Annotated in this window: 19 protein-coding genes; 7 read left to right on the top strand and 12 right to left on the bottom strand. The window is 73.1% G+C overall.

Annotated elements, in window-relative coordinates; translation table 11 throughout:
* Both M4J07_RS19285 and mdlC read right to left on the bottom strand, forming a co-directional pair.
* The coding region (locus M4J07_RS19285; RefSeq protein ID WP_255973542.1) for an aldehyde dehydrogenase family protein at positions 1 to 1,455 on the bottom strand (1,455 nt) is incomplete at its 3' end.
* 2 nt (positions 1,456 to 1,457) lie between these two features.
* Positions 1,458 to 3,038, bottom strand: a complete 1,581-nt coding sequence (gene mdlC / locus M4J07_RS19290; RefSeq protein WP_255973544.1) for a benzoylformate decarboxylase — start codon at positions 3,036 to 3,038, stop codon at positions 1,458 to 1,460.
* A 102-nt stretch (positions 3,039 to 3,140) separates the two neighbouring features.
* Here mdlC and M4J07_RS19295 point away from each other — a divergent pair, with 102 nt between their 5' ends.
* Entirely contained in the window at positions 3,141 to 4,049 is a 909-nt protein-coding gene (locus tag M4J07_RS19295) for a LysR family transcriptional regulator (RefSeq protein WP_255973545.1), read from the top strand.
* 4 nt (positions 4,050 to 4,053) lie between these two features.
* On the opposite strand, the gene M4J07_RS19300 is transcribed toward M4J07_RS19295, so the two are convergent.
* The 4 genes from M4J07_RS19300 to M4J07_RS19315 form a co-directional block, all read right to left on the bottom strand.
* Positions 4,054 to 4,263: a hypothetical protein gene (locus tag M4J07_RS19300; RefSeq protein ID WP_255973547.1), complete on the bottom strand. Its 210-nt coding sequence runs from the start codon at positions 4,261 to 4,263 to the stop codon at positions 4,054 to 4,056.
* Between the two features lie 128 nt (positions 4,264 to 4,391).
* The gene (locus M4J07_RS19305) at positions 4,392 to 4,958 is read right to left on the bottom strand and encodes a GNAT family N-acetyltransferase (RefSeq protein WP_255973548.1); all 567 of its coding nucleotides are present in this window, start codon (positions 4,956 to 4,958) and stop codon (positions 4,392 to 4,394) included.
* Positions 4,959 to 5,003: 45 nt separating this feature from the next.
* Entirely contained in the window at positions 5,004 to 6,551 is a 1,548-nt protein-coding gene (locus tag M4J07_RS19310; protein ID WP_255973550.1) for an FGGY-family carbohydrate kinase, read from the bottom strand.
* A complete protein-coding gene (locus M4J07_RS19315; RefSeq protein ID WP_255973551.1) occupies positions 6,548 to 7,624 on the bottom strand; it encodes a 2-hydroxyacid dehydrogenase in 1,077 nt (358 codons plus the stop codon). The genes M4J07_RS19310 and M4J07_RS19315 overlap by 4 nt, the downstream gene beginning before the upstream one ends.
* 105 nt (positions 7,625 to 7,729) lie before the next feature.
* Between M4J07_RS19315 and M4J07_RS19320 the strand changes: the two genes are divergently transcribed.
* The 3 genes from M4J07_RS19320 (at position 7,730) to M4J07_RS19330 (ending at position 10,778) form a co-directional block, all read left to right on the top strand.
* Entirely contained in the window at positions 7,730 to 8,374 is a 645-nt protein-coding gene (locus M4J07_RS19320) for a histidine phosphatase family protein (protein ID WP_255973553.1), read from the top strand.
* Positions 8,371 to 9,186, top strand: coding sequence for a DeoR/GlpR family DNA-binding transcription regulator (locus M4J07_RS19325; RefSeq protein WP_255973555.1), 816 nt, complete (start codon positions 8,371 to 8,373; stop codon positions 9,184 to 9,186). Before M4J07_RS19320 ends, M4J07_RS19325 begins: the two co-directional genes overlap by 4 nt.
* Before the next feature lie 131 nt (positions 9,187 to 9,317).
* Positions 9,318 to 10,778 (top strand): FGGY-family carbohydrate kinase, encoded by a 1,461-nt coding sequence (locus M4J07_RS19330; RefSeq protein ID WP_255973556.1) that lies wholly within the window; start codon positions 9,318 to 9,320, stop codon positions 10,776 to 10,778.
* Positions 10,779 to 10,812: 34 nt separating this feature from the next.
* On the opposite strand, the gene M4J07_RS19335 is transcribed toward M4J07_RS19330, so the two are convergent.
* Genes M4J07_RS19335 through M4J07_RS19350 form a run of 4 tightly spaced genes read right to left on the bottom strand, consistent with a single transcriptional unit; the run spans position 10,813 to position 14,703 of the window.
* Positions 10,813 to 11,505 carry a glycerophosphodiester phosphodiesterase gene (locus M4J07_RS19335; RefSeq protein ID WP_255973558.1) on the bottom strand — a complete coding sequence of 231 codons (693 nt, stop codon included), beginning with the start codon at positions 11,503 to 11,505 and terminating at the stop codon, positions 10,813 to 10,815.
* The gene (locus tag M4J07_RS19340) at positions 11,502 to 12,857 is read right to left on the bottom strand and encodes an ABC transporter substrate-binding protein (protein WP_255973559.1); all 1,356 of its coding nucleotides are present in this window, start codon (positions 12,855 to 12,857) and stop codon (positions 11,502 to 11,504) included. The genes M4J07_RS19335 and M4J07_RS19340 overlap by 4 nt, the downstream gene beginning before the upstream one ends.
* Positions 12,854 to 13,741, bottom strand: a complete 888-nt coding sequence (locus M4J07_RS48270) for a carbohydrate ABC transporter permease (protein ID WP_255973561.1) — start codon at positions 13,739 to 13,741, stop codon at positions 12,854 to 12,856. The genes M4J07_RS19340 and M4J07_RS48270 overlap by 4 nt, the downstream gene beginning before the upstream one ends.
* Positions 13,738 to 14,703: a carbohydrate ABC transporter permease gene (locus tag M4J07_RS19350; protein ID WP_255973563.1), complete on the bottom strand. Its 966-nt coding sequence runs from the start codon at positions 14,701 to 14,703 to the stop codon at positions 13,738 to 13,740. Before M4J07_RS19350 ends, M4J07_RS48270 begins: the two co-directional genes overlap by 4 nt.
* Positions 14,704 to 14,900: 197 nt before the next feature.
* Here M4J07_RS19350 and M4J07_RS19355 point away from each other — a divergent pair, with 197 nt between their 5' ends.
* Both M4J07_RS19355 and M4J07_RS19360 read left to right on the top strand, forming a co-directional pair.
* Positions 14,901 to 15,383, top strand: a complete 483-nt coding sequence (locus M4J07_RS19355) for a MarR family winged helix-turn-helix transcriptional regulator (RefSeq protein WP_255973565.1) — start codon at positions 14,901 to 14,903, stop codon at positions 15,381 to 15,383.
* A gap of 150 nt (positions 15,384 to 15,533) precedes the next feature.
* The gene (locus tag M4J07_RS19360) at positions 15,534 to 17,123 is read left to right on the top strand and encodes an MFS transporter (protein WP_255973567.1); all 1,590 of its coding nucleotides are present in this window, start codon (positions 15,534 to 15,536) and stop codon (positions 17,121 to 17,123) included.
* A gap of 45 nt (positions 17,124 to 17,168) precedes the next feature.
* Here M4J07_RS19360 and M4J07_RS19365 read toward each other — a convergent pair whose 3' ends face one another.
* Positions 17,169 to 17,552 carry a tautomerase family protein gene (locus tag M4J07_RS19365; RefSeq protein ID WP_255973569.1) on the bottom strand — a complete coding sequence of 128 codons (384 nt, stop codon included), beginning with the start codon at positions 17,550 to 17,552 and terminating at the stop codon, positions 17,169 to 17,171.
* 223 nt (positions 17,553 to 17,775) lie between these two features.
* Between M4J07_RS19365 and M4J07_RS19370 the strand changes: the two genes are divergently transcribed.
* Complete coding sequence (locus tag M4J07_RS19370) at positions 17,776 to 17,937, top strand: hypothetical protein (RefSeq protein WP_255973571.1); 162 nt, start codon at positions 17,776 to 17,778, stop codon at positions 17,935 to 17,937.
* Between the two features lie 14 nt (positions 17,938 to 17,951).
* Here the strand turns inward: M4J07_RS19370 and M4J07_RS19375 are convergent, their stop codons facing one another.
* Entirely contained in the window at positions 17,952 to 19,229 is a 1,278-nt protein-coding gene (locus tag M4J07_RS19375; RefSeq protein WP_255973573.1) for a M48 family metallopeptidase, read from the bottom strand.
* Positions 19,230 to 19,325: the final 96 nt, after the last annotated feature.

The raw sequence follows: 19,325 nt of genomic DNA on the forward strand, positions 1-19,325 counted from the left end.
GAAGGGATAGGGCGCGATGTGCGGGCGCAGCGTGACCCACTGGGTCTCGGTGAAGGCGTCGATGTTGGCGCGGGCGCCGCCGAACCGGGAGCCGTTGCCGGAGTCGCCGGTGCCGCCGAAGGGGGCGGCGGGCTCGTCGAGGACCGTCTGCTCGTTGATGTGGATCTTGCCGGAGCTGATGCGGTCGGCGAGGGTCATCGCGGTGCCGACGTCACCGAGCAGCGAGACGGAGAGACCGTACGGGGAGTCGTCCACGATCCGGGCGGCCTCGTCGAGGTCGCGGTAGGTGCGGACGGGGGCGACGGGGCCGAAGATCTCCTCGCGCCAGGCGGGGGTGGTGTCGTCGAGGCCGGTGAGGACGGTCGCCGGGTAGTACGGGGCGTCGGGCCTGCCGCCCGTGACGATGCGGGCGCCGGCGGCGACGCTCTCGGTCACCACCCGTTCGATGTGGGCGAGTTGGCGGCCGTCGATGATCGGGCCGAGGGCGACGTCGGCGGTGGCCGGGTCGCCGACGGGGAGGCGGGCGGCCTTCTCGGCGAGCAGGGCGACGTACTCGTCGGCCTGGGACTCGTGGACGAGGTGGCGGCCGGTGGCCATGCAGATCTGGCCCTGGTGGAGGTAGGAGCCGAACGCCCCGGCCGACGCGGCGGCGGCCAGGTCGGCGCCGGGCAGCACGACGAGCGCGTTGTTGCCGCCGAGTTCGAGGTGGACGCTCTTGAGGTGGCGGGCCGCGGCCTCACCGACCTTGCGTCCGGCGGCGGTCGATCCGGTGAAGGAGACGACGGAGACCTCGGGCGCCTCGACGACCGCGGCGCCGACGCTCGCGTCGCCGGGCAGCAGATGCAGGAGCCCTTCGGGGAGTCCCGCCTCCTCGAAGATCCGGACGATGCTCACGCCGCCGCAGACCGCGGTGCGCAGGTCGGGCTTGAGGAGGACGGCGTTGCCGAGGGCGAGCGCGGGGGCGACGGAGCGGATGGCCAGGATCAGCGGGAAGTTGAAGGGGGCGATGACCGAGACGACCCCGGCGGGCACCCGGCGGGCGAACGACCAGCGCGGTGCGTCGGTGCTGAGGACGTCGCCGAGGGGGTGCGCGGGCAGGGCGGCGTCCTCGTGGCACTCGGCGGCGGCGAAGCCGGTCTCGACGGCGGCCTTGGCGCGGGTGGACCCCGCCTCGCGTATCAGCCAGTCCTGGAGTTCGGCGGCGTGCTCGGCGAACAGGTCACCGGCCCTGCGCAGGACCGCGGCGCGTTCGGCGGGGGCGGCGCGCGCCCAGGCCCGCTGGGCCTCGGCGGCCCGTGCGGCGGCGCGGGCGACGTCGGCGGCGGTGGCGCTGCCGATCGAGGCGAGCCGGTCGCCGGTGGCGGGTTCGACGACCGGGGAGGTGCCGCCGGAGCCGGGCGTCCAGCCGTCCAGGTGGATGCGGTCGTGCCAGCGGGGGTCCGTGAGGAGGGTCATGGTCACTCCGGTGTGGTGAGGTGGGTGTCGACCTGGACGAGCCGGGGCCCGTCGGTCGCGGGGGTCTTCAACCGGTCGTGCAGTTCGCCGAGTTCGGTGACGGCGGTGGCCGGGACGCCGTATCCGGCGGCGAGCGCCGTGAAGTCGAGGCCGGGGATCTCGGTGCCGGGCACGTCGGGGGTGCCGAGCAGCCGTCCGAACCAGCGCAGCGCTCCGTAGGTGCCGTTGCGCAGGATCAGGAACGTGACGGGCACCTTGTAGTGGGCGGCGGTCCACAGCGCCGTGATGCCGTAGTTGGCGGAGCCGTCGCCGACGACGGCGACGACCGGGCGGTCCGGGTCGCCCATCGCCATGCCGACGGCGGCCGGCAGTCCGAAGCCGAGTCCGCCGGAGGCCGGGAAGAAGTAGGAGCCGGGGTGGCGCAGGTCCATCTGGCGCCACCAGGCGGCGTTGGTCGAGGTGGACTCGACGACGTAGCGGGTGTCGGCCGGCTGGGTGTCGCGCAGGGCGGCGAAGACCTGCTCGGGATGGAGGGCGCCCGCCGCGTCGGCCGGTTGTGGGGGCGCGGTGAACTCCCTTGCCCGGTTGTCCTGTTGGCGCGGGGGCAGCCGGTCGAGGAGGGCGTCGATGACGGGGCCCGGGGCGGCGACCAGGGCCTCGCCCATCGGGGCGCGGGCGGCGGCGCCGGCGTCGTCGGTGACCTGGATCAGGCGGGCGCCGTCGGGCAGGTAGGGGCCGGGGACGTGCTGGTGGTAGCGGAAGACGGGGGCGCCGAGGACGAGGACGAGGTCGTGCCCGGCCAGTGCCGAGGAGACCGCTCCGATGCCCGCGGGCAGGACTCCGCGGAAGAGCGGGTGCCGGTTGGGGAACGGCAGCCGGTGCGGGGAGGGCGCCACCCACACCGGAAGCCCGAGGTGCTCGGCGCAGGCCACGGCCCGGTCGAAGAGTCCGTCCGTGTCGATGTCTCCGCCGAGCACGAGGGCGGGCCGCCGGGCGGCTCCTACCTCCCGTACGAGTGCGTCGAGCTGGTCCGGGTCGGGGACGAGTCCGCGGCGCACGGTGCGGTCCAGCACGTCGGCGTGCTCGACCTCGGCGGCCCAGTCGTCGTAGGGCACGGACAGATAGGTGGGGCGACGCTGCAGTTCGGCCTCGAAGACCGCCTGGGCGAGGGAGCGCGGGACGTCGTCGGCACAGGCGGGTTCACCGGCCCAGCCGACGAGCGGCCGCATCAGCTGGGTGGCCTCGACGTTGGCGAGCATGGCCTCGAGGCCGATGGCGGAGCGCACCTGCTGGCCGGCCGTGAGCACCAGCGGCGAGCGGGCGTAGACGGCGTTGGTGAGGGCGCCCATCGCGTTGCCCGATCCGGCGGCCGCGTGCAGGTTGACCAGCACCGGGCGGCCGGTCGCCTGGGCGTAGCCGTCGGCCATGCCGACCACGACGCCCTCGTGCAGTCCGAGGACGTACCGGAACGAGTCCGGCAGTTCGGCCAGGAACGGCAGTTCGTTGGAGCCGGGATTGCCGAAGATCGTCGTCAGTCCCCGGCGTTCCAGGAACTCATGGGCGATCCGTCGTGCGGTCGGCATGCGCAAGTCCTCCTTGACCGGCGGTGATGCCGCAGAGCGTAGGGAGAATGCGTACCGTGCTCCAATCAATGTTGCCGAGCCGCTTCATAGACAGGATCGATAATGCGGGACTTCGACCTCAACCTTGTACGGACCTTCGTGCTGCTGTACGAGACCCGCAGCGTGACCGCGACGGCGGAGGCCCTGCACGTGACCCAGCCGACGGTCAGCTACGGCCTGCAGAAGCTGCGCCGCCGCTTCGCGGACGAGCTGTTCCGGCGGACGGGCTCGGGGCTCGCGCCGACGACCACGGCGCGCGCCCTGTACGAACCGCTGCACAGCGCCCTGTCGGAGATCGAGACGGCGGTCAGCGGCGCCCGCTCCTTCGACCCGGCCACGGCGCGGGCCGCGTTCACGGTGTGCCTGTCCGACCTGGGCGAGGTGGCGCTGCTGCCCCGGGTGATGGCCGCGCTGCCGCGGTGCGCGCCGAGCGCGACGCTGACGGTGCGCTCGCTGGACGTGGAGGGGGTCGCGGACCAGCTGGCGCGGGGCGAGATCGACGCGTTCATCGCGTCACCGCCGCTCGGTTCGCCGCGGATGGCCCGGATCCCGCTGTTCTCCGAGGGGTACGTCGCCGTGGTGGCCAAGGAGCATCCACGGCTGCGGGGCGACCGGATGAGCCTCGCGGAGCTGGCCGCGGAGCGGCACATCACGGTGACGGGACCGGCCGGGCACGGCGGGCCCCGGCGGGCCCTGGAGGCGCAGGGGCTGCTGCCGCAGGTGGCACTGGACGTGACGCGGTTCGCGGGGCTGCCGTACCTGGTGCAGGACGGTGAACTCGTCGCGATGGCGCCCCGGTTGGTGGCCCGGATGTTCGCCGCGGACCACCGGGTGCGGCTCCTCGAGCTGCCGTTCGACATCGAGCCGGCGCAGGTGTCGGTCTACGCCCGGCACGCGCACGCGCGGACCCCGGCGCAGGACTGGCTCGTCACCTTCCTGCGGGACACGCTGTCCGGCGCCGTCGACGACTGACGGGTCAACTGGCCCACTGCGAGATGTTGGTGGCCAGTTGCGACATCCCGTTGGTGATGGCCTCCCCGAGGGCGGTGGGGGCGATGAGGACGCCGATGACCAGGAGAATGATCATCACCATCAGCGTGTCGCCCCGCTTTCTGGCGACGACCGGGCGACGCAGCAGCAGGATGGCGATGACGCCGAGCAACAGTGCGACGTTGATGGTGACCATGCCATGGCCCTCCCCGTGTCGACCGCTCCCCCGTTCCCCTGCTTTCCTGTGTAGCGGCAACGGGCATGGTCCGACGCCGAGTTGGACACGATTGGCCCGAAGCGAACCAGCTTCCGCCGGCGCCCTGATCAGGCTCGGGAGCTCTCCTTGCCCTTGCGCCACTCCGGGGCGAGCACGGACCAGATCTCCGCGTCGAGCCGCTCGCCGCGCAGCAGGAAGCACTCCCGCATGAGGCCCTCGCGCGTCATGCCGAGCCGGCGGGCCACGGCGACGCTGCCCTCGTTCGCCGGGGCGACCAGCCACTCCACGCGGTGGATGCCGCGCTCCTCGACGGCCCAGTCGATGAGCTCGCGTGCGGCGCGGGTCACCAGACCCTTGCCGACCGCGGACGGTTCCAGCCAGCACCCCGCCTCGGCGGTGCCCTGGGCCACGTCCATGGTGCGCAGCAGGACGCCGCCGACCAGCCGCCCGTCGTGCCAGATGCCGTGGATCCGGCCGGCGTCGGCCGCCGCCTTCTCGGCGTACGCCTGGAGGAACGCGCGGCTCGACTCCAGGTCGTGGACGACGTCGGCGAGCCCGATGAAGCGGCCGACGAAGTCGCGACCCCGGTCCATGTGGGCGAGGAACTCCTCGGCGAGCCACGGCTCCAGCGGTCTCAGCTCGGCGCCGTCGTCGCCCAGGGTTCTCGCGTACATGGTGTCCTCCAGTCGGTCGCGTCCGGTGCGGATCGCGCGGTGATCCTATGCCGACCAGTGCGCCCTCGTCCTGTCCAATTCCGCTCTGTACTGGGCGTATCCCCGCTCGTACGTGTCCCGCGTCGACTGCCGCGGGACGAGGGTGCGGACGGCCTGTGATCCGGTGGCGGGGGCGAGTCCGAGAGAGTGGCGGGCGACCGTCGTGGCGCCGAGCGCGCCGGTCTCCTCCTCCAGCGGGATGCGCACGGGGCGGCCGACGATGTCGGCGACGAGCTGGGCCCAGGGTCCCGAGCGGCTGCCGCCGCCGCAGGCCGCGAGGGTGCCGGTGAGTCCCGCGGTCTCCAGGCAGTGCCGGGCGGCGTAGCCGATGGCCTCGCAGACGGCGCGGACGGCGTCCGCGGGGGTGTGGGCGAGGGTGAGTCCGTCGAGCCGGCCGCGGGCCGCGGGGTCGACGAACGGGGCCCGCTCGCCCGCTCCGGACAGGAACGGCAGCGCCGTGACGCCGTGCGCGCCGGGCGGGCTCGCGGCGAGCAGACCGTCGAGGTCGTCCGTGCCGCGCCCGATGAGGGCGAGCACCCATGCGAGGGCGGCGGTGCCGACCATCGCGGGCATCGCGCGCAGCCAGCGGTCCCGCTCGGGCATGCACAGCCACATCCCGGCGGGTTCGGCAGCGGGGTCCACCTGGACCCGGTCCGTCAGCACCTGGCAGGCGAGGGTGGTGCCGATGATGACGATCCCGTCTCCGGGTTCGCGGACGCCGCTGCCGATGGCGCAGGCGGGCAGGTCGTACGGGCCCGCGGTGAGCGGCAACCCCTCGGGCAGGCCCAGGAGTTCGGCCCCGTGGCGGTCGAGCGCGAGGACGGTGCCGGGCCGCGCGGGCGGCGGGAGCAGCCGGCCCTGGTCGGCGATGCCGCAGGCGGCGAGCGCCTCCTGGGAGTAGGTGCGGGTGACCGGGTCGAGGAAGGGCAGGGTGGCGTCGGCGGCGTCGAGGGACGTCTGCCCGGTGAGCCGCTGCGCGACGGCGTCCACGCAGTAGCCGGCGGTGGCCGCCCGGGCGAGCACCTCGGGTTCGTGTTCCTGGAGCCAGGCCAGCAGCGGGGCGTGGCAGCCGGGGAACATGCCAGAGCCGGTGCGCGCGTACACCTCCTGGATCGTGCCGTCGGCCAGCCAGGTGCCGACGCGGTCGGCGGCGCGGCCGTCCATCCAGGAGATGGCGGGGCGCACGGGCCGCCCCGCCGCGTCGCGCAGCCACAGTCCGTCGCCCTGTCCGGTGAGCGCCACGGCGACCGGCGGTTCGGGCAGCGCGGCCGTGGTCTCGCGGACCACCTCGGTGACGGTCCGCACGACGTCATCGAGGTCCTGCTCCACCCGGCCGCCGGGCAGCCGCTCAAGGCGGGAGGGGCGGGCGGCCCTGGCCAGCGGGGTGCCGTCGGCGGCGAACGCGACGGCCTTCGTGACCGAGGTGCCGATGTCGACGCCGAGCACGATCGACCGGCCGGGGTCCGCGGAGCCGGTGGGGCCGGGCGCGATCCGGGAAGCGGTGGTGCCGGGCGTGTCCTGGGAGGTGGTGGTGCCGGGCGCCGCGTCGGTCATGGCGTGCTCCTCGGTCCGGTGGTCCCGGCTGCGGTCGGCTCGGGGTTGGCGGGGTGCGCGAGGGCCTCGCCGCGCACGAAACGGCCGACCTCGGCGGCGGTGATCGCGGCGGCGCGGTGGGCGGTCTGGCGGGTGGCGCCGGCCAGGTGGGGCGCGGTGACGACGTTCGGGGCGTCGTGCAACGGCCAGTCCGCGGGCGGCGGTTCGACGTCGTACACGTCCAGGGCGAGCGCGCCGAGCCGGCCGCTGCGCAGCAGCCCGGGCAGGGGCGCGTAGTCGAGGAGGCCGCCGCGCGCGGAGTTGACGAGCACGGCGCCCTCGGGGAGCAGGGCGAGCCGGGCCGCGTCGATGAGGTGACGCGTCTCCGGCGTGAGGCGGGCGTGCAGGCTGACGACGCTGCTGGCCCGCAACAGGGCTTCCAGGTCCACGAGTTCGACGTCGTCGGCGCGGATCCCGGCCGGATCGGCGTACGGGTCGGCGACGAGCACCCGGGCGCCGAAGGCGCGCAGCACCCGGGCCACGATCCGGCCGATGGCGCCGTAGCCGACCAGTCCGACGGTGGCACCGTCGAGTTCGATGCCGCCTTCCTCGTACGCGTAGAAGTCGCCGCGCCACACGCCCTTCTTGAGGGCGGCGTCGGCAGTGGTGATGCGACGCATGGCGGCGAGCATCAGGCCGATGGCGAACTCGGCGGCGGCGGGGGCGTTGCGGCCGGGGGCGAAGCTGACGGCGACGCCGTGCCGGGTGGCGGCGGGCAGGTCGACGTTGACCGGACCGCCGCGCGAGACGGCGACCATGCGCAGCTCGGGGCGGGCGGCGAAGACCTTCTCGGTGAACGGCGCCATCTGCGTCACACAGATCCGGGCCCCGGCGAGCGCCTCGATGAGGGTGTCCTCGGTGCCGCTCGCCTCGACGACCGTGCCGACCGGGCCGAACGGCTCGTGCGGCCAGGGCAGGGTCAGTTCGGTGACCTCGGGGGCCGGATGGTCCCGCGCCGCGCCGAGTTCGGCGGTGAGCGCGGTGCGCAGGAGATCGGGGCGGACGAAATGGTCGCCGGCGGCGAGGATGCGCATGCGGCTGCAACCCTTCTTCGATGATGGCTGATAGATTTAACACCGCCGATTTGAATTATCAATAAGTCCTGTTCAAGCCTTCCCTGACACGCAGGAGGGAGCACGATGCCGTCCCGGCTGCTGCTCGTCCGTCACGGCCAGACCATCTGGCACGCCGAGAACCGGTACGCCGGGGTCACGGACGTACCGCTCACCGACGAGGGCCTCGCCCAGGCCGACGACCTGGGCGCATGGGCCGTGCGACGCGGTGTGGACGCGGTCGTCTGCTCCCCGCTGAGCCGGGCCGTGCGCACCGCGAGCCCGGCCGCCGAGGCGCTCGGGCTCGTCCCGGAGGTCGTGGCGGGACTGCGGGAGGTGGACTTCGGCTGGGGCGAGGGACGCACCGTCGAGGAGATGGCCGCGGAGGACGCCGACGCGGTGGGCCGGTTCCGCGCCGACGCCGAGTCGGGCGCCTTCCCCGGCTCCGAGGCCCCGTCGGCGGCGGCCCGCCGGGCGACGGCCGCGCTGCGCGACATCGCCGCACGCCACCCGGACGGCACCGTCCTCGTCGTCGCCCACAACACCCTGCTGCGGATCACCCTGTGCGCTCTGCTCGGAGTGCCCGTCGGCCGGTACCGCGCGGTGTTCCCGCGGCTGGACAACGCGGCCGTCACCGAGCTCGAACTCGGCGCGGACACCGCCGCGCTGCTGTCCCTGAACGTCCCCACGCGCACCGTGCGCACCACCCGTACGGGAGACTTGTCCGCATGACCACCACCGGGGCGGAGTCCCGCAGACAGACCATCGCCGAGCACGTCCTCACCGAGGGCACGGCCACCGGCGCGGAGCTCGCCGAGCTCACCGGCGTCAGCCTGATGACCGTCCACCGCGACCTCGACGAACTGTCCCGGCGCGGCGTCCTGCGCCGGTTCCGCGGCGGCGCCTCCGCGCTGCCGTCGACGGTCTTCGAGTCCAATCTGGACTACCGCCTCGGGGTGAACGTCGCGGAGAAGGACGCCATCGCGCGGGCGGCCGCCGAGCTGGTGGAACCCGGCATGTCGGTGCTCCTGGACGACTCGACGTCCGCGCTCGCGCTCGCCGCCCTGCTGGTGGACGTCACCCCGCTGACCGTGGTCACGAACGCGCGCCGGGTCCTCGACGTGTTCGCCGGCCGCGAGGGCATCCGGCTGCTGGCGCTCGGCGGCGAGTACTCGCACACCCACGACTCGTTCCTCGGGGTGGCCTGCGTGGAGGCGGTGGAGGCGCTCTCCGTCGACATGGTGATCGTGTCGACGTCGGCGATGGACGCGCGCATGACGTACCACCAGGAGCAGGACGTGGTCCTGGTGAAGCGGGCGATGCTCGCGTCCGGCACCCGCAAGGTGCTCCTGATGGACCACACGAAGCTGGCCAGGACGGCGCTCCACCGGGTGGCGCCGGTGGCCGACTTCGACCAGGTCGTGGTCGACGCGGCCGTGGACGGCGAGCTGGTGCGCTCGCTGCGCCGGCAGACCGAGGTGCGGGTGGCGGCGGCCGACGGCGGCCCGGACCCCGAGGACGGTGCGGGCGCCGGCAACCGATAGCGGGGGTTGTTTTCATCATCGGGCGTGTTAATTTCACAGGGCGATGCTCGTCGCCGTGTCCCGCCGTGTCCTGGCGTGATCGTCGCGGCAGTTGAGTGCATCTGAGCCGAGACCGAGAGGACCGCTCGCCGATGAGCAGTACCGCCCTGCCCCCCGCCCCCGTCGTCGTGGGCATCGATGTGGCGACCGCCGCGGTGCGGGTGGTGTGCGTCGATGCCGCGGGCCGGGTGGCCGCGCAGGCCCGGGCCGCGCTGCCCGCGCCGGTGCGCGGTCCGGGCGGGACCAGTGAGCAGGACGCCGGGGCGTGGTGGCCGGCCACGGCGGGTGCGCTGCGCCGGGCGACCGGGGAGTTGCCGGGCGGTGGGCGCGAGGTGGTGGCGGTGGCGGTGTCCGCCACGTCCGGGACGCTGGTCCCCGCGGACTCCGCGGGGGCGCCGCTCGGCCCGGCCCTCATGTACGACGACCGGCGGGCGGCCGACCTCAACTCCCTTGCCCAGGAGGCCGGTTCGGCGCGCTGGAAGGATCTGGGGCTCACCGTCGGCCCGACCGCAGCACTCGGCCGCCTCGCCTGGTGCGTGCGCGCGTACGGCGCTTCCGCCGTCCGTCACGTCCTGCACACGCCCGATCTGCTCGGCCGGCACCTGACCGGCGGGCCGGTGCCCACCGACTGGAGCCATGCCCTGAAGACCGGCTACGACCCGCGCGCGGGCGGCTGGGCCGACGAGGTCTTCGACGCGCTCGGCGTGCCCGCGGCACTGCTCCCGCAGGTCGCCGCTCCGGGCACGGCGGCGGGTTCCGTCTGCCGTGCGGCGGCGGCCGAGACCGGGCTGCCCGAGGGGTGCTCGGTGCGGCTCGGGATGACCGACGGCTGCGCGGGCCAGCTCGCCACGGGCGCCGTGTCGCCGGGCCAGTTCGTGGGCGTGCTGGGCACCACCTACGTCCTCAAGGGGGTCGCGCGCGAGCTTCCCCTCGACCCGTCGGGCGCCGTCTACAGCCACCGTCATCCCGACGGCTGGTGGCTGCCGGGCGGGGCGTCCAGCACGGGCGGCGAAGCCCTCGCGGCCACCGACCCGGCCGACCTGCCGCGGCTCGACGCGGCCGCCGCGGACCGCGGTCCGGCCTCCTGCGTCTCCTATCCGCTGCGCCGCGACGGCGAGCGCTTCCCGTTCGTGTCGGGCGTGGCCCGCGGCTTCCTGCTCGGCTCCCCCGCCGACGACGCCGACCACCATCGCGCGGACCTGGAGGGCGTCGCCTTCGTCGAACGGCTCGCGCTCGAACGGCTGTCGGCGCTCGGCGTCGCCGTGACCGGACCGCTGTACGCGGCGGGGGGCGGCAGCCGCAGCGATCTGTGGAACCGGATCCGCGCGACGGTCCTCGACCGTCCGCTGCGGGTGGCGCGGCGCGCCGAGACGGCCTTCGGCGCCGCACTGCTCGCGGCCACCGGCACGCTGCACGCCGATCTGACGACGGCGGCCGCGACGATGACGCCCGACCCGGGTCACGAGGTGCTGCCGGTGCCCGCGGAACGGGCCGCTCTGGACGCGTCGTACGGCCGGTTCCGGGAGGAGTTGGCGACGCGGGGCTGGCTGTGACCCGCGCCGCCACAGCGCCCCGGGGGGACGGGTCTCAGCCCGTCAGCCACTCCTCGATCCGCCCGGGGTGGTCCGTGGTCACGGCGTCCACCCCCAACTCGACGAACCCGTGCAGCAGTTCACGGTCGGCGGCGGGCCAGCCGTCCACCCGCAGACCGGCGGCGTGACACCGCTCCACCAGACCGGGGGTGAGCGCGTCGGTGAGCTCCGGGCACACCCAGGCCGCACCCAGGTCCTTGGCCGTGCGCAGCATGTCGTCCCCGGGACGGTGCGTGATCAGCCCGCGCGCCACCCGCGGCAGACGGCGTGCGGCGTCCTCCAGCACTTCGGGATGGAACGACGTGAGGACCGCGCGCTCCGGCAGGTCCTGGATCACGCGCACCGCCTCCGGCGCCTTGATCTCGACCTGGACGAGGCCCTCGAAGGACGCCAGCGCCTCGTCAAGGGTCGGGATGCGCTCGCCCGATCCGGCGTCGAGGGACCGGAGTTGGGCCAGGGTGAGCGCCGCGACCTCGCCCTCGCCGTCCGTCGTGCGGTCGACCGTGGCGTCGTGGATCACGACGAGCCGGCCGTCGGCACTGACCCGTACGTCCAGTTCGATGCCGTCCGCGCCGAGTTCGGCGGCCCGCCGGAAGGACCGCAGGGTGTTCTCTGGTTCCTCGGTGCGGGCGCCCCGGTGTCCGTAGACCAGGGGGCGGTTCCCGGCGGTGCGGTTGCCCGGTGTCACAGGTGCTCCTCGATGCTGTCGCGGTGCCGGTCCACGTTCTTGCGCAGCCGCTCGGCGACGGCGGCGAAAGCCTTCTCGGCGGGCACGTCGGCGGACCAGACGTTCTGCAGTCCGGTGTAGATCTGCACGTTGGCGTTGGGCACCATCATGCGGACCTGGTCGCCCTTGCGGGTCAGCGGGAGCTGCTTGACCGCCGTGTGGACGTTCGGGTCGTCCTTCATGAGGCGGGCGAGGACCGGGGTCTTCGTCGCCGCGGGGACGACCGGCATGTAGCCGGTGTCGACCGTCCACTGCGCGGCGTTCTCGGGCCGGGCCAGGAAGCGGACGAACTCGGCGGCGGCCTGCTTGCGTTCGCGGGGCGTGCGCCGGAACATGCCGAGTCCGCCGCCGCCGGTCGTCACCCCGAACTCCTCCTGCCGGGGCAGGAATCCGGTGCCCAGCTCCCAGCCGCCCGCCTTGGCCGCCTCGGTCAGCATCTTTAGGCCGCCCGTGGAGTTCACGTGCGTGGCGATCAGCTGGTTCGCCAGGTCGTTCTGCGGCGAGTCCGCCATGTACGCGATCCTGTCGCGGTGCACGAGGCGCCGCTGCCACTCGGCGGCGGCCACCGCACCGCCGTGGTCGATGGTGACGTCGAGGCCGTCCGAGTACGCGCCGCCCCACTGCCAGGCCGAGCACTGGAACATCCAGTCGCCGTCGATCTTCTGGTACGCCTCCAGGGCGACCCTCTTGCCCTTCACCTCGAGCTTCGTGATGTCCTTCGACCACTCGTACAGCTCGTCCCAGGTCCGGGGCGCACGGTCCGGAACTCCGGCCTTCCGGAAGAGCGTCCGATTGTAGTAGAAGAGCGGCGTGGAGCGCGCCAGGGGCAGCCACCAGGTGTGCCCCTTGAGCCGCCCCTCCTTCAGGAGTCTGGGCTGGTACGTGCGGTCCATCCACGCCGGGTCGAGGTAGTCGTCCCAGCTCTCCAGCGCGTCACCGAAGTAGAACTTGTACCACTTCACGTCGGAGAGCACGCACAGGTCGGGCACCTGGCCCGCGACCAGGCCGACCACGGCCTTCTGCGCGCACTCGTCGTACGAACCCTGGAACTGGACGTCCACGTAGATGTCCCGCTGCCCGGCGTTGAACCGGTCGACGAGCGTCTGCAGCGCCTTTCCGGGTACGTCGGCGAACGTGGACCACAGGACCACGCGGGTGCGCCGCCCGTACCTGGCGGGGACTTCACCGGCGGGCTGGGCGACGGTACCGCTCGTCGAGCCGCAGGCCGTGAGCAGCGCGGACGCGGCGGCTCCCGCACCGAGTCCGAGCAGGGCGCGACGGCCGACGGACGCGCTGCGGAGTACGGGGCTCACTTTCCGGCTCCCTGGGTCAGCCCGGCGATGATGTGACGCTGGGCGAGGAAGAAGACGACGAGGACGGGCACGATCACCATGACGGTGCCGGCCAGGATGGGGCCCCAGTTCGAGAAGCCCTCCTGGTTCTTGAGGAACAGCAGCCCGATGGGCAGGGTGCGCATCTCGGCGCTGCTGGTGACGATCAGCGGCCAGATGAAGTCGTTCCACTTGGTCACCATCACGACGACGGCGACGGTGACGACCATGGGCCGCGACATGGGCAGCACGATCGTGACGAGGCGGCGCAGATGGCCGGCTCCGTCGAGCTCCGCCGCCTCCATGACCTCCTTGGGCAGCGTCAGCATGTGCTGGCGCAGCAGGAACGTGCCGAAGACGGAGCCGAGGCCCGGCGCGATGAGACCGGCCCAGGTGTTGACCCAGCCGAGCTGCGCGACGGTGAGGAAGTTCGGCAGCAGCGTGACGTGGCCCGGCACCATCATCGCGCCGAGCAGCACCATGAACAGGACGCGCTTGCCGGGGAAGGGGAGGAAGACGAAGGCGTACGCGCACAGCAGCGCGGCGCAGAGCTCGATCGCGGTGCCGACGACCGACACCACGAGGGAGTTGAGGAAGAACCGGCCGAACGGGGCGGCGTTCCAGGCGTCGGTGAAGTTCGACCAGCGCAGGTCGGTGGGGATCCAGTGCGTCGGGTAGCTGTAGATGTCCGGGGTGGTCTTGAGGGCGGAGGAGACCAGCCAGTACAGGGGTCCCGCGGTGACGGCGGCGACCAGGACGAGCAGCACGTACAGGCCCGCACGCCCCGCTCTGCGCCTGACGGTGCCGGTCGAGCCGGCCGTGCCGGGCGCGCCCGGCGAGCGGGTCGCGGTGTCGAGGGTGCTCACTGGTAGTGCACCTTCCGTTCGAGGTAGCGGGCCTGAAGTCCGGTGATCAGCAGCAGCACCACGAACATGATCATGGCGCCGGCGGCGGACCGGCCCGCGTCGAAGGCGCGGAAGCCCTGGTCGTAGATGAACCAGCTGAGGATCGACGTGGAGGTGCCGGGGCCGCCGCCGGTCATCACGGCGATCACGTCGAAGGCCTGGAAGGTGGTGATGACGGAGGTCACCAGGAGGAAGAAGGTGACCGGCGACAGGAGCGGGACCGTGATCCGGCGCAGCCTGGTCCAGGCGCTCGCGCCGTCGAGGGCCGCGGCCTCGTACACGTCGCGCGGCATCGACTGGAGACCGGCGAGGTACACCACGGCGACGAACCCGGTGTTCTTCCACAGATAGACGACGACCAGCCCGAACAGGGACCACTTCGAGTCCGTCATCATCGCCGGCGCGGTCAGCCCGAGCGGCGCCATCAAGGGCCGTATCAGGCCGTAGTTGGGGTCGAACACGAACAGCCACAGGGTGCCGACGGCCGCGCCCGACAGGACGTACGGGGCGAAGGTGAGGGTGCGCACGACGCGGGTGCCGCGCAGCTTCTGGTTGAGCAGCAGCGCGATGGCCAGGCCCAGGACCATGCCGCCCGCGACGATGCCCACGACGAAGAGAACCGTGGTCCACAGCGTGCCGCGGAAGTCCGGATCGGCGATCAGGTCCACGTAGTTGGTCAGGCCGACGAACTTCTTGACCGGGGAGATCATGTCCCAGTCGGTGAGGCTGAGGTAGCCGTTGTAGACCACCGGCCAGTACGCGAAGACCAACAGGAAGAAGAAGTTGGGGGCGGCGAACGCGGCGAAGAGGAGATGGTCGCGGCGCCGTCGCCGGGCACGTGCCCGAGGGCCCGCGTCCTGGGCGGAGGCCGCCCTCGGCGGGGCGGCGACGCTGCCGCCCCGCTGCGCGTCGGTGACGGTCAAGGGGCTGGGTCCTTCCGGGTTGGCCCGGCCGGGAGGCGGCCTGGGCTCGGACACCCCAAGGGATACCAACAACATTAATGAGAAGTAAACACCTCTCGGCGTTACAACTTTCATCGCCATCTCGTCGATCGACCGGCGTCGCACACCATCGATTACCTCCTTTGACATACCTATCTCGTCAGACCTACATTGCGCCCATGCCCGATTCCCGCGCCGCCGACCAGGACCACGAGCGAGTGGCGACCGCCCTCGCGTCCTGCCTGCCCGCGCTGAACCGGGCCCTCGACCGTCGGGTCGGCCAGGACTTCGACCGGCCCAAGCCGTCGGACGCCCAGATCGCCCTGCTGCGCTTCGTGGCGCGGCAGGAGGGCGCCACCGTGCGCGAGGCCGCCGACGCCCTGCTCATGCGGCCGAACAACGTGAGCGCGATCGTCTCCCAGCTCACCCGGCAGGGTCTCCTCGACCGTCGCCAGGACAGCGGGGACAAGCGGATCGCCCACCTGTACCCGACCGCGCGCGCCCGGCGTGAACTCGCCGAGGTGCGCCGCCTGGAGGGCAAGCACCTCGCGCAGGCGCTGCAGGCCCTCACCGACGGCGAGCGCGACGCGCTCGGCTCGGCCGTCGGCGCGCTGACGTCACTGACGCGGGCGCTGCACCCGTCGTCGACGGTCTCCGAGTAGTACCGCTCCGTACCACTCGGCATCGCTCGGCATCGCTCGGCACCGCTCCAGGCGCGCCCGCCTCCACCCCCGTCCCGGCCCCGGCCGGCGGGGGCGCGGCCGCGCGCCTTCCTCCCTCACCCGAAACCCGAAAGACAGGGCACCCCTTTCATGCCGTCCACCGACGTGGATCACTCCTCCCTGCCCACGACCGCTCCGCCCGCCGCCCCCGCGCCCCGCGGCAGGCGCGCCAATCCGTGGCTGACCCTGCTCGCGGTCGCCTTCGGCCTGTTCATGGTGCAGCTCGACGCCTCCGTCGTGGCGATCGCCAACCCCGAGATCGGCAGGTCCCTCCACGCGTCCACCGCCGACCTCCAGTGGGTCACCAACTCCTATCTGCTCGCCCTCGCCGCCTCGTTGATCCTCGGCGGCAAGCTCGGCGACCGGTTCGGGCGGCGCACCTTCTACCTGGTGGGCGTGGCCGGATTCGTCGTCGCCTCCGTCGCGATCGGCCTGTCGGGGTCGATCACCGGCGTCATCGCGTTCCGTGCGGTGCAGGGCTTCTTCGGCGGACTGCTGATGCCCAACACGCTCGGCCTGCTGCGATCGGCGTTCCCCCCGCGGAAGTTCGGCATGGCCGTCGGCATCTGGGCGATGGTCTCCGCGGTCTCCACCGCACTCGGCCCGATCGTGGGCGGCCTGCTCGTGGAGCACGTCAGCTGGGAGTCCGTCTTCTTCATCAACGCGCCCATCGGCATCGTCGCCCTCGCGGTCAGCGCGGCCGTACTGCCGCTGAGCCGGAACGCGACGGACAGGCACCGCTTCGACGTGGCCGGGGTCGTGCTGCTGGCCGCGGGACTGCTCGCCGTCGTGTTCGGCGTCGTCAAGGGCGAGACCTGGGGCTGGACCTCGGCCGGCACGCTGGGGTCCATCGTCGGCGGCCTGCTGGTCCTGGCCGTCTTCGGCCGGTACGAGACCCGGGTCGAGCACCCGCTGCTGCCGATGCGGCTGTTCCGGGTCCGCGCCCTGACCGTGGGCACGATCATCACCGCGCTCAACTTCTTCGTACTGCTCGGCGTGATCTTCTTCGTGATGCTCTACCTCCAGAACGTCCGCGGCCTCACGCCGGTCGAGGCGGGCGTGCGCACGCTGCCGCTGAGCCTCGCCTCGCTGGTGGCATCGCCGCTCGGCGCCGCGCTCACTCAGCGGTTCGGGGCGCGGGGCACGATGCCGGCCGGCATGGTGCTGCAGGCGGCGTCGATGTTCGGGATGCTCGCGTGGGACACCGGTTCGCCGTACGCCACGATGTGGCCGCCGTTCGTGGCGCTCGGGCTCGGCGTCGGCATGGTTCTTGCCGCCTCGTCCGACGCGATCGTCGGGCAGGCACCGGTGCGGGACGGCGGGGTGGCCGGCGGGTTGCAGGCCACGGCGCTGCAGATCGGCGGCGCGCTGGGCACCTCGGTCCTGATCTCCCTGATCAGCGGCCGCGTCGGCGCCACCCTGGCCGGCGAACTGACCGCGGCGGGTGTCCCCGACCGGATGGCGGACGGCCTCGGCGAGGCACGGGACGCCGTGGCGATGGGGGTCGCGCCGGTCTCCGACGGCATGAGCGGACAACTGCGGGCGGCGGTCGTGGAAGGCAGTGGCCAGGCGTTCATGAACGGGGTGCACACCGCGCTGACGGTGACCGGGACGCTGTGCGTACTGGGGGCCGTGCTCGCGGCGGTCGGCCTGCGGGGGACCGGACCGGCGCGGCACTGAGCCGGTGGCCGGCGTCCACCCGGGGCGCCGGCCTCCTCCCACTGCTCAATCCTGCGCGTACTGGGCGATACCGTCACCGAAGGACCAGTCGACCGCGGTGTTCTCGGTGACCGTGACGAGGACGTTGCGCGGCTCCGTGCCCGCGTAGGCCTGGGCGAGTTCGGCGATCCGCCGGTACAGGGCGCGCTTCTCGCCGGGCGTGCGGCCCGCCCGCATCGTGACGCCGACGAGGACGAGGTCGTCGTCGCGGTTCCCCAGGTACTGGCCGTACCGCAGGACGCTGCGCTCTCCGTCGTGGCCGGTCAGCACCTGGAACAGGTCGTCCGGCGGGAAGCCGATGGTCTCCACGAGGGCGTCGTGCACGGCGCGGCCCAGCGCGTGAAGCCGCTCACTGTCCGCCCTCAGGGCGTCGATCCGGACCAGGGGCATGGGGCGTACTCCTTCTGGGAGGGCGGTCGCGAGGATCCGTACGGGGCACGGCCGTTGGGCCTCGCGGGCCGCGTCGGGCCGGACAAGCAGCGTACATACTAGTAGTTACAATCCCTCGCCCGATGCCCCACCCCGGGTGGTGGCGGCCGACTTCGCCCACGTAGGGTCCCCCTTTGTCCCCCACCGGGTGACATCTGTACCGACAGCCTCAGGAGTACTCACCGTGCCCGCACCGTCCAGCGCCCCGGCGCCCATCTACGACCGTCTCGTCGACGAGCAGGGTGACGTCCTCACCGGTGCCCGCGAGGCCGCGCAGGAGGCGGAGCGGACCGCCGAGGACGTCCTCGACTTCGGCCACACGCCGGCCGACGAGCCGCAGCACTGAGCCGACCGGCTCCGCTACTCCCCGAGGCCGTCCCGGAGCAGGCGCCGCGCCAGTTCCGCGCGGGCGGCGGCGAGTTCGTCCGCCACGGCCCGGTCCCGCTCGGCGTCGACCGGCACCGCCGCGTCCCTGGGCGCACCGGCCCGCAGGACGTCCCGTCGCAGATGTGTCGGCGGGTGCGTGGAGTCGACGCTGTGCCCCCGGCGGACGGCGGCCCTGCGCAGTCGTTCGTACTCCCGACCGGGAACCGACCCGACGTGGGCGGCGAGCCGCCCCCACAGGCCCTCCGGGTCGGAGCCACGCCCCTTCACCTGGCGCGTGTTGGCCTCACGCCGCAGCATTCCCTCGGCCGACGGCACCACCAGCAGGCTGTCCATGAGGCGGATCGCGGCGTCCGTGGAGCCGGCCCGGGCCGCCGTCGAGTCGGCCAGGTACTCGGCCCGCTGCGTCGCCCGCAGAGTGAGTCGGTCGAGCAGCAGGATCGTGCCCGCGACCAGGAGTCGCGGAACCAGTGTGAGCAGGTTGACGACGGCTTCCAGCGGCGTCGGGTGCGGCGTGCGAGCCACGTAGTAGTGCCAGGTGCCCAGCGACCGGAAGGCCTGGCCGAGCACCATGCCGTGGCGGGTGTCCCCATTGCTGAAGTGCCCCAGTTCGTGGCCGAGCAGAGCGACGCGCTCCTGCGGACCGAGCATCTCCCACAGCGGCAGCCCGATGGTCAGCACGCGCCTGCCCCGCACCCCGTACGTCGTGACGCTCGCGTTGAGGTCGGTGTCCAGGACGACGGCGTCGACGCCCCGGGTGCCGGCGACCGCCGCGACCTCGTCCACCCACGCGAACAGCACGGGCGCCGCCGCCCTGCGCAGCACGGGCCAGTCGTCCGGGAGCGAACCGAAGCGGGGCCGCAGGGTCCAGGCGAGCGCGAGCAGGGCGACCGCCCCGAGCAGCCTGCCTGGGTGTCCCCAGCCGGTGGCCAGGAGCCAGAGGCCCTCCAGGGTCAGCAGGACGGTGACGGCATGCACGACCAGGGCCAGGGTGAGCGCGATCGCGCCCGCCGCGCCACGTCGCGGCGGGGCCTGCCCGCCGCCGCCCGTGGTCAGTTCCGCGACGAGGCGTTCGCCGTGGCACCGTGCGAGCGCGCGCCGGACCCTCTCCACGCGCCCCTGTTCGTCGGCCGGCGCGGCCGGATCGACGTTCCAGTCGCAGCCGGTGCACCACGTGGTGAACCGCGCGTCGGATCTGATGGTGTCCCCGCACTGCGGGCACGACTGAACTGTCTCCTGGACGGCTTCGTTCACCGTTCGTCCCTCTCCCACCCCACGGCCCCTCCCCAGAGGCCGTCACTTCCGTTCCGTGCAGAGGGAGATCCGATCACGCCATGGGCATGACGTAAA

The sequence above is a fragment of the Streptomyces longispororuber genome, from assembly GCF_024448165.1.
GTDB classification, from domain to species: Bacteria; Actinomycetota; Actinomycetes; order Streptomycetales; family Streptomycetaceae; genus Streptomyces; species Streptomyces longispororuber_A.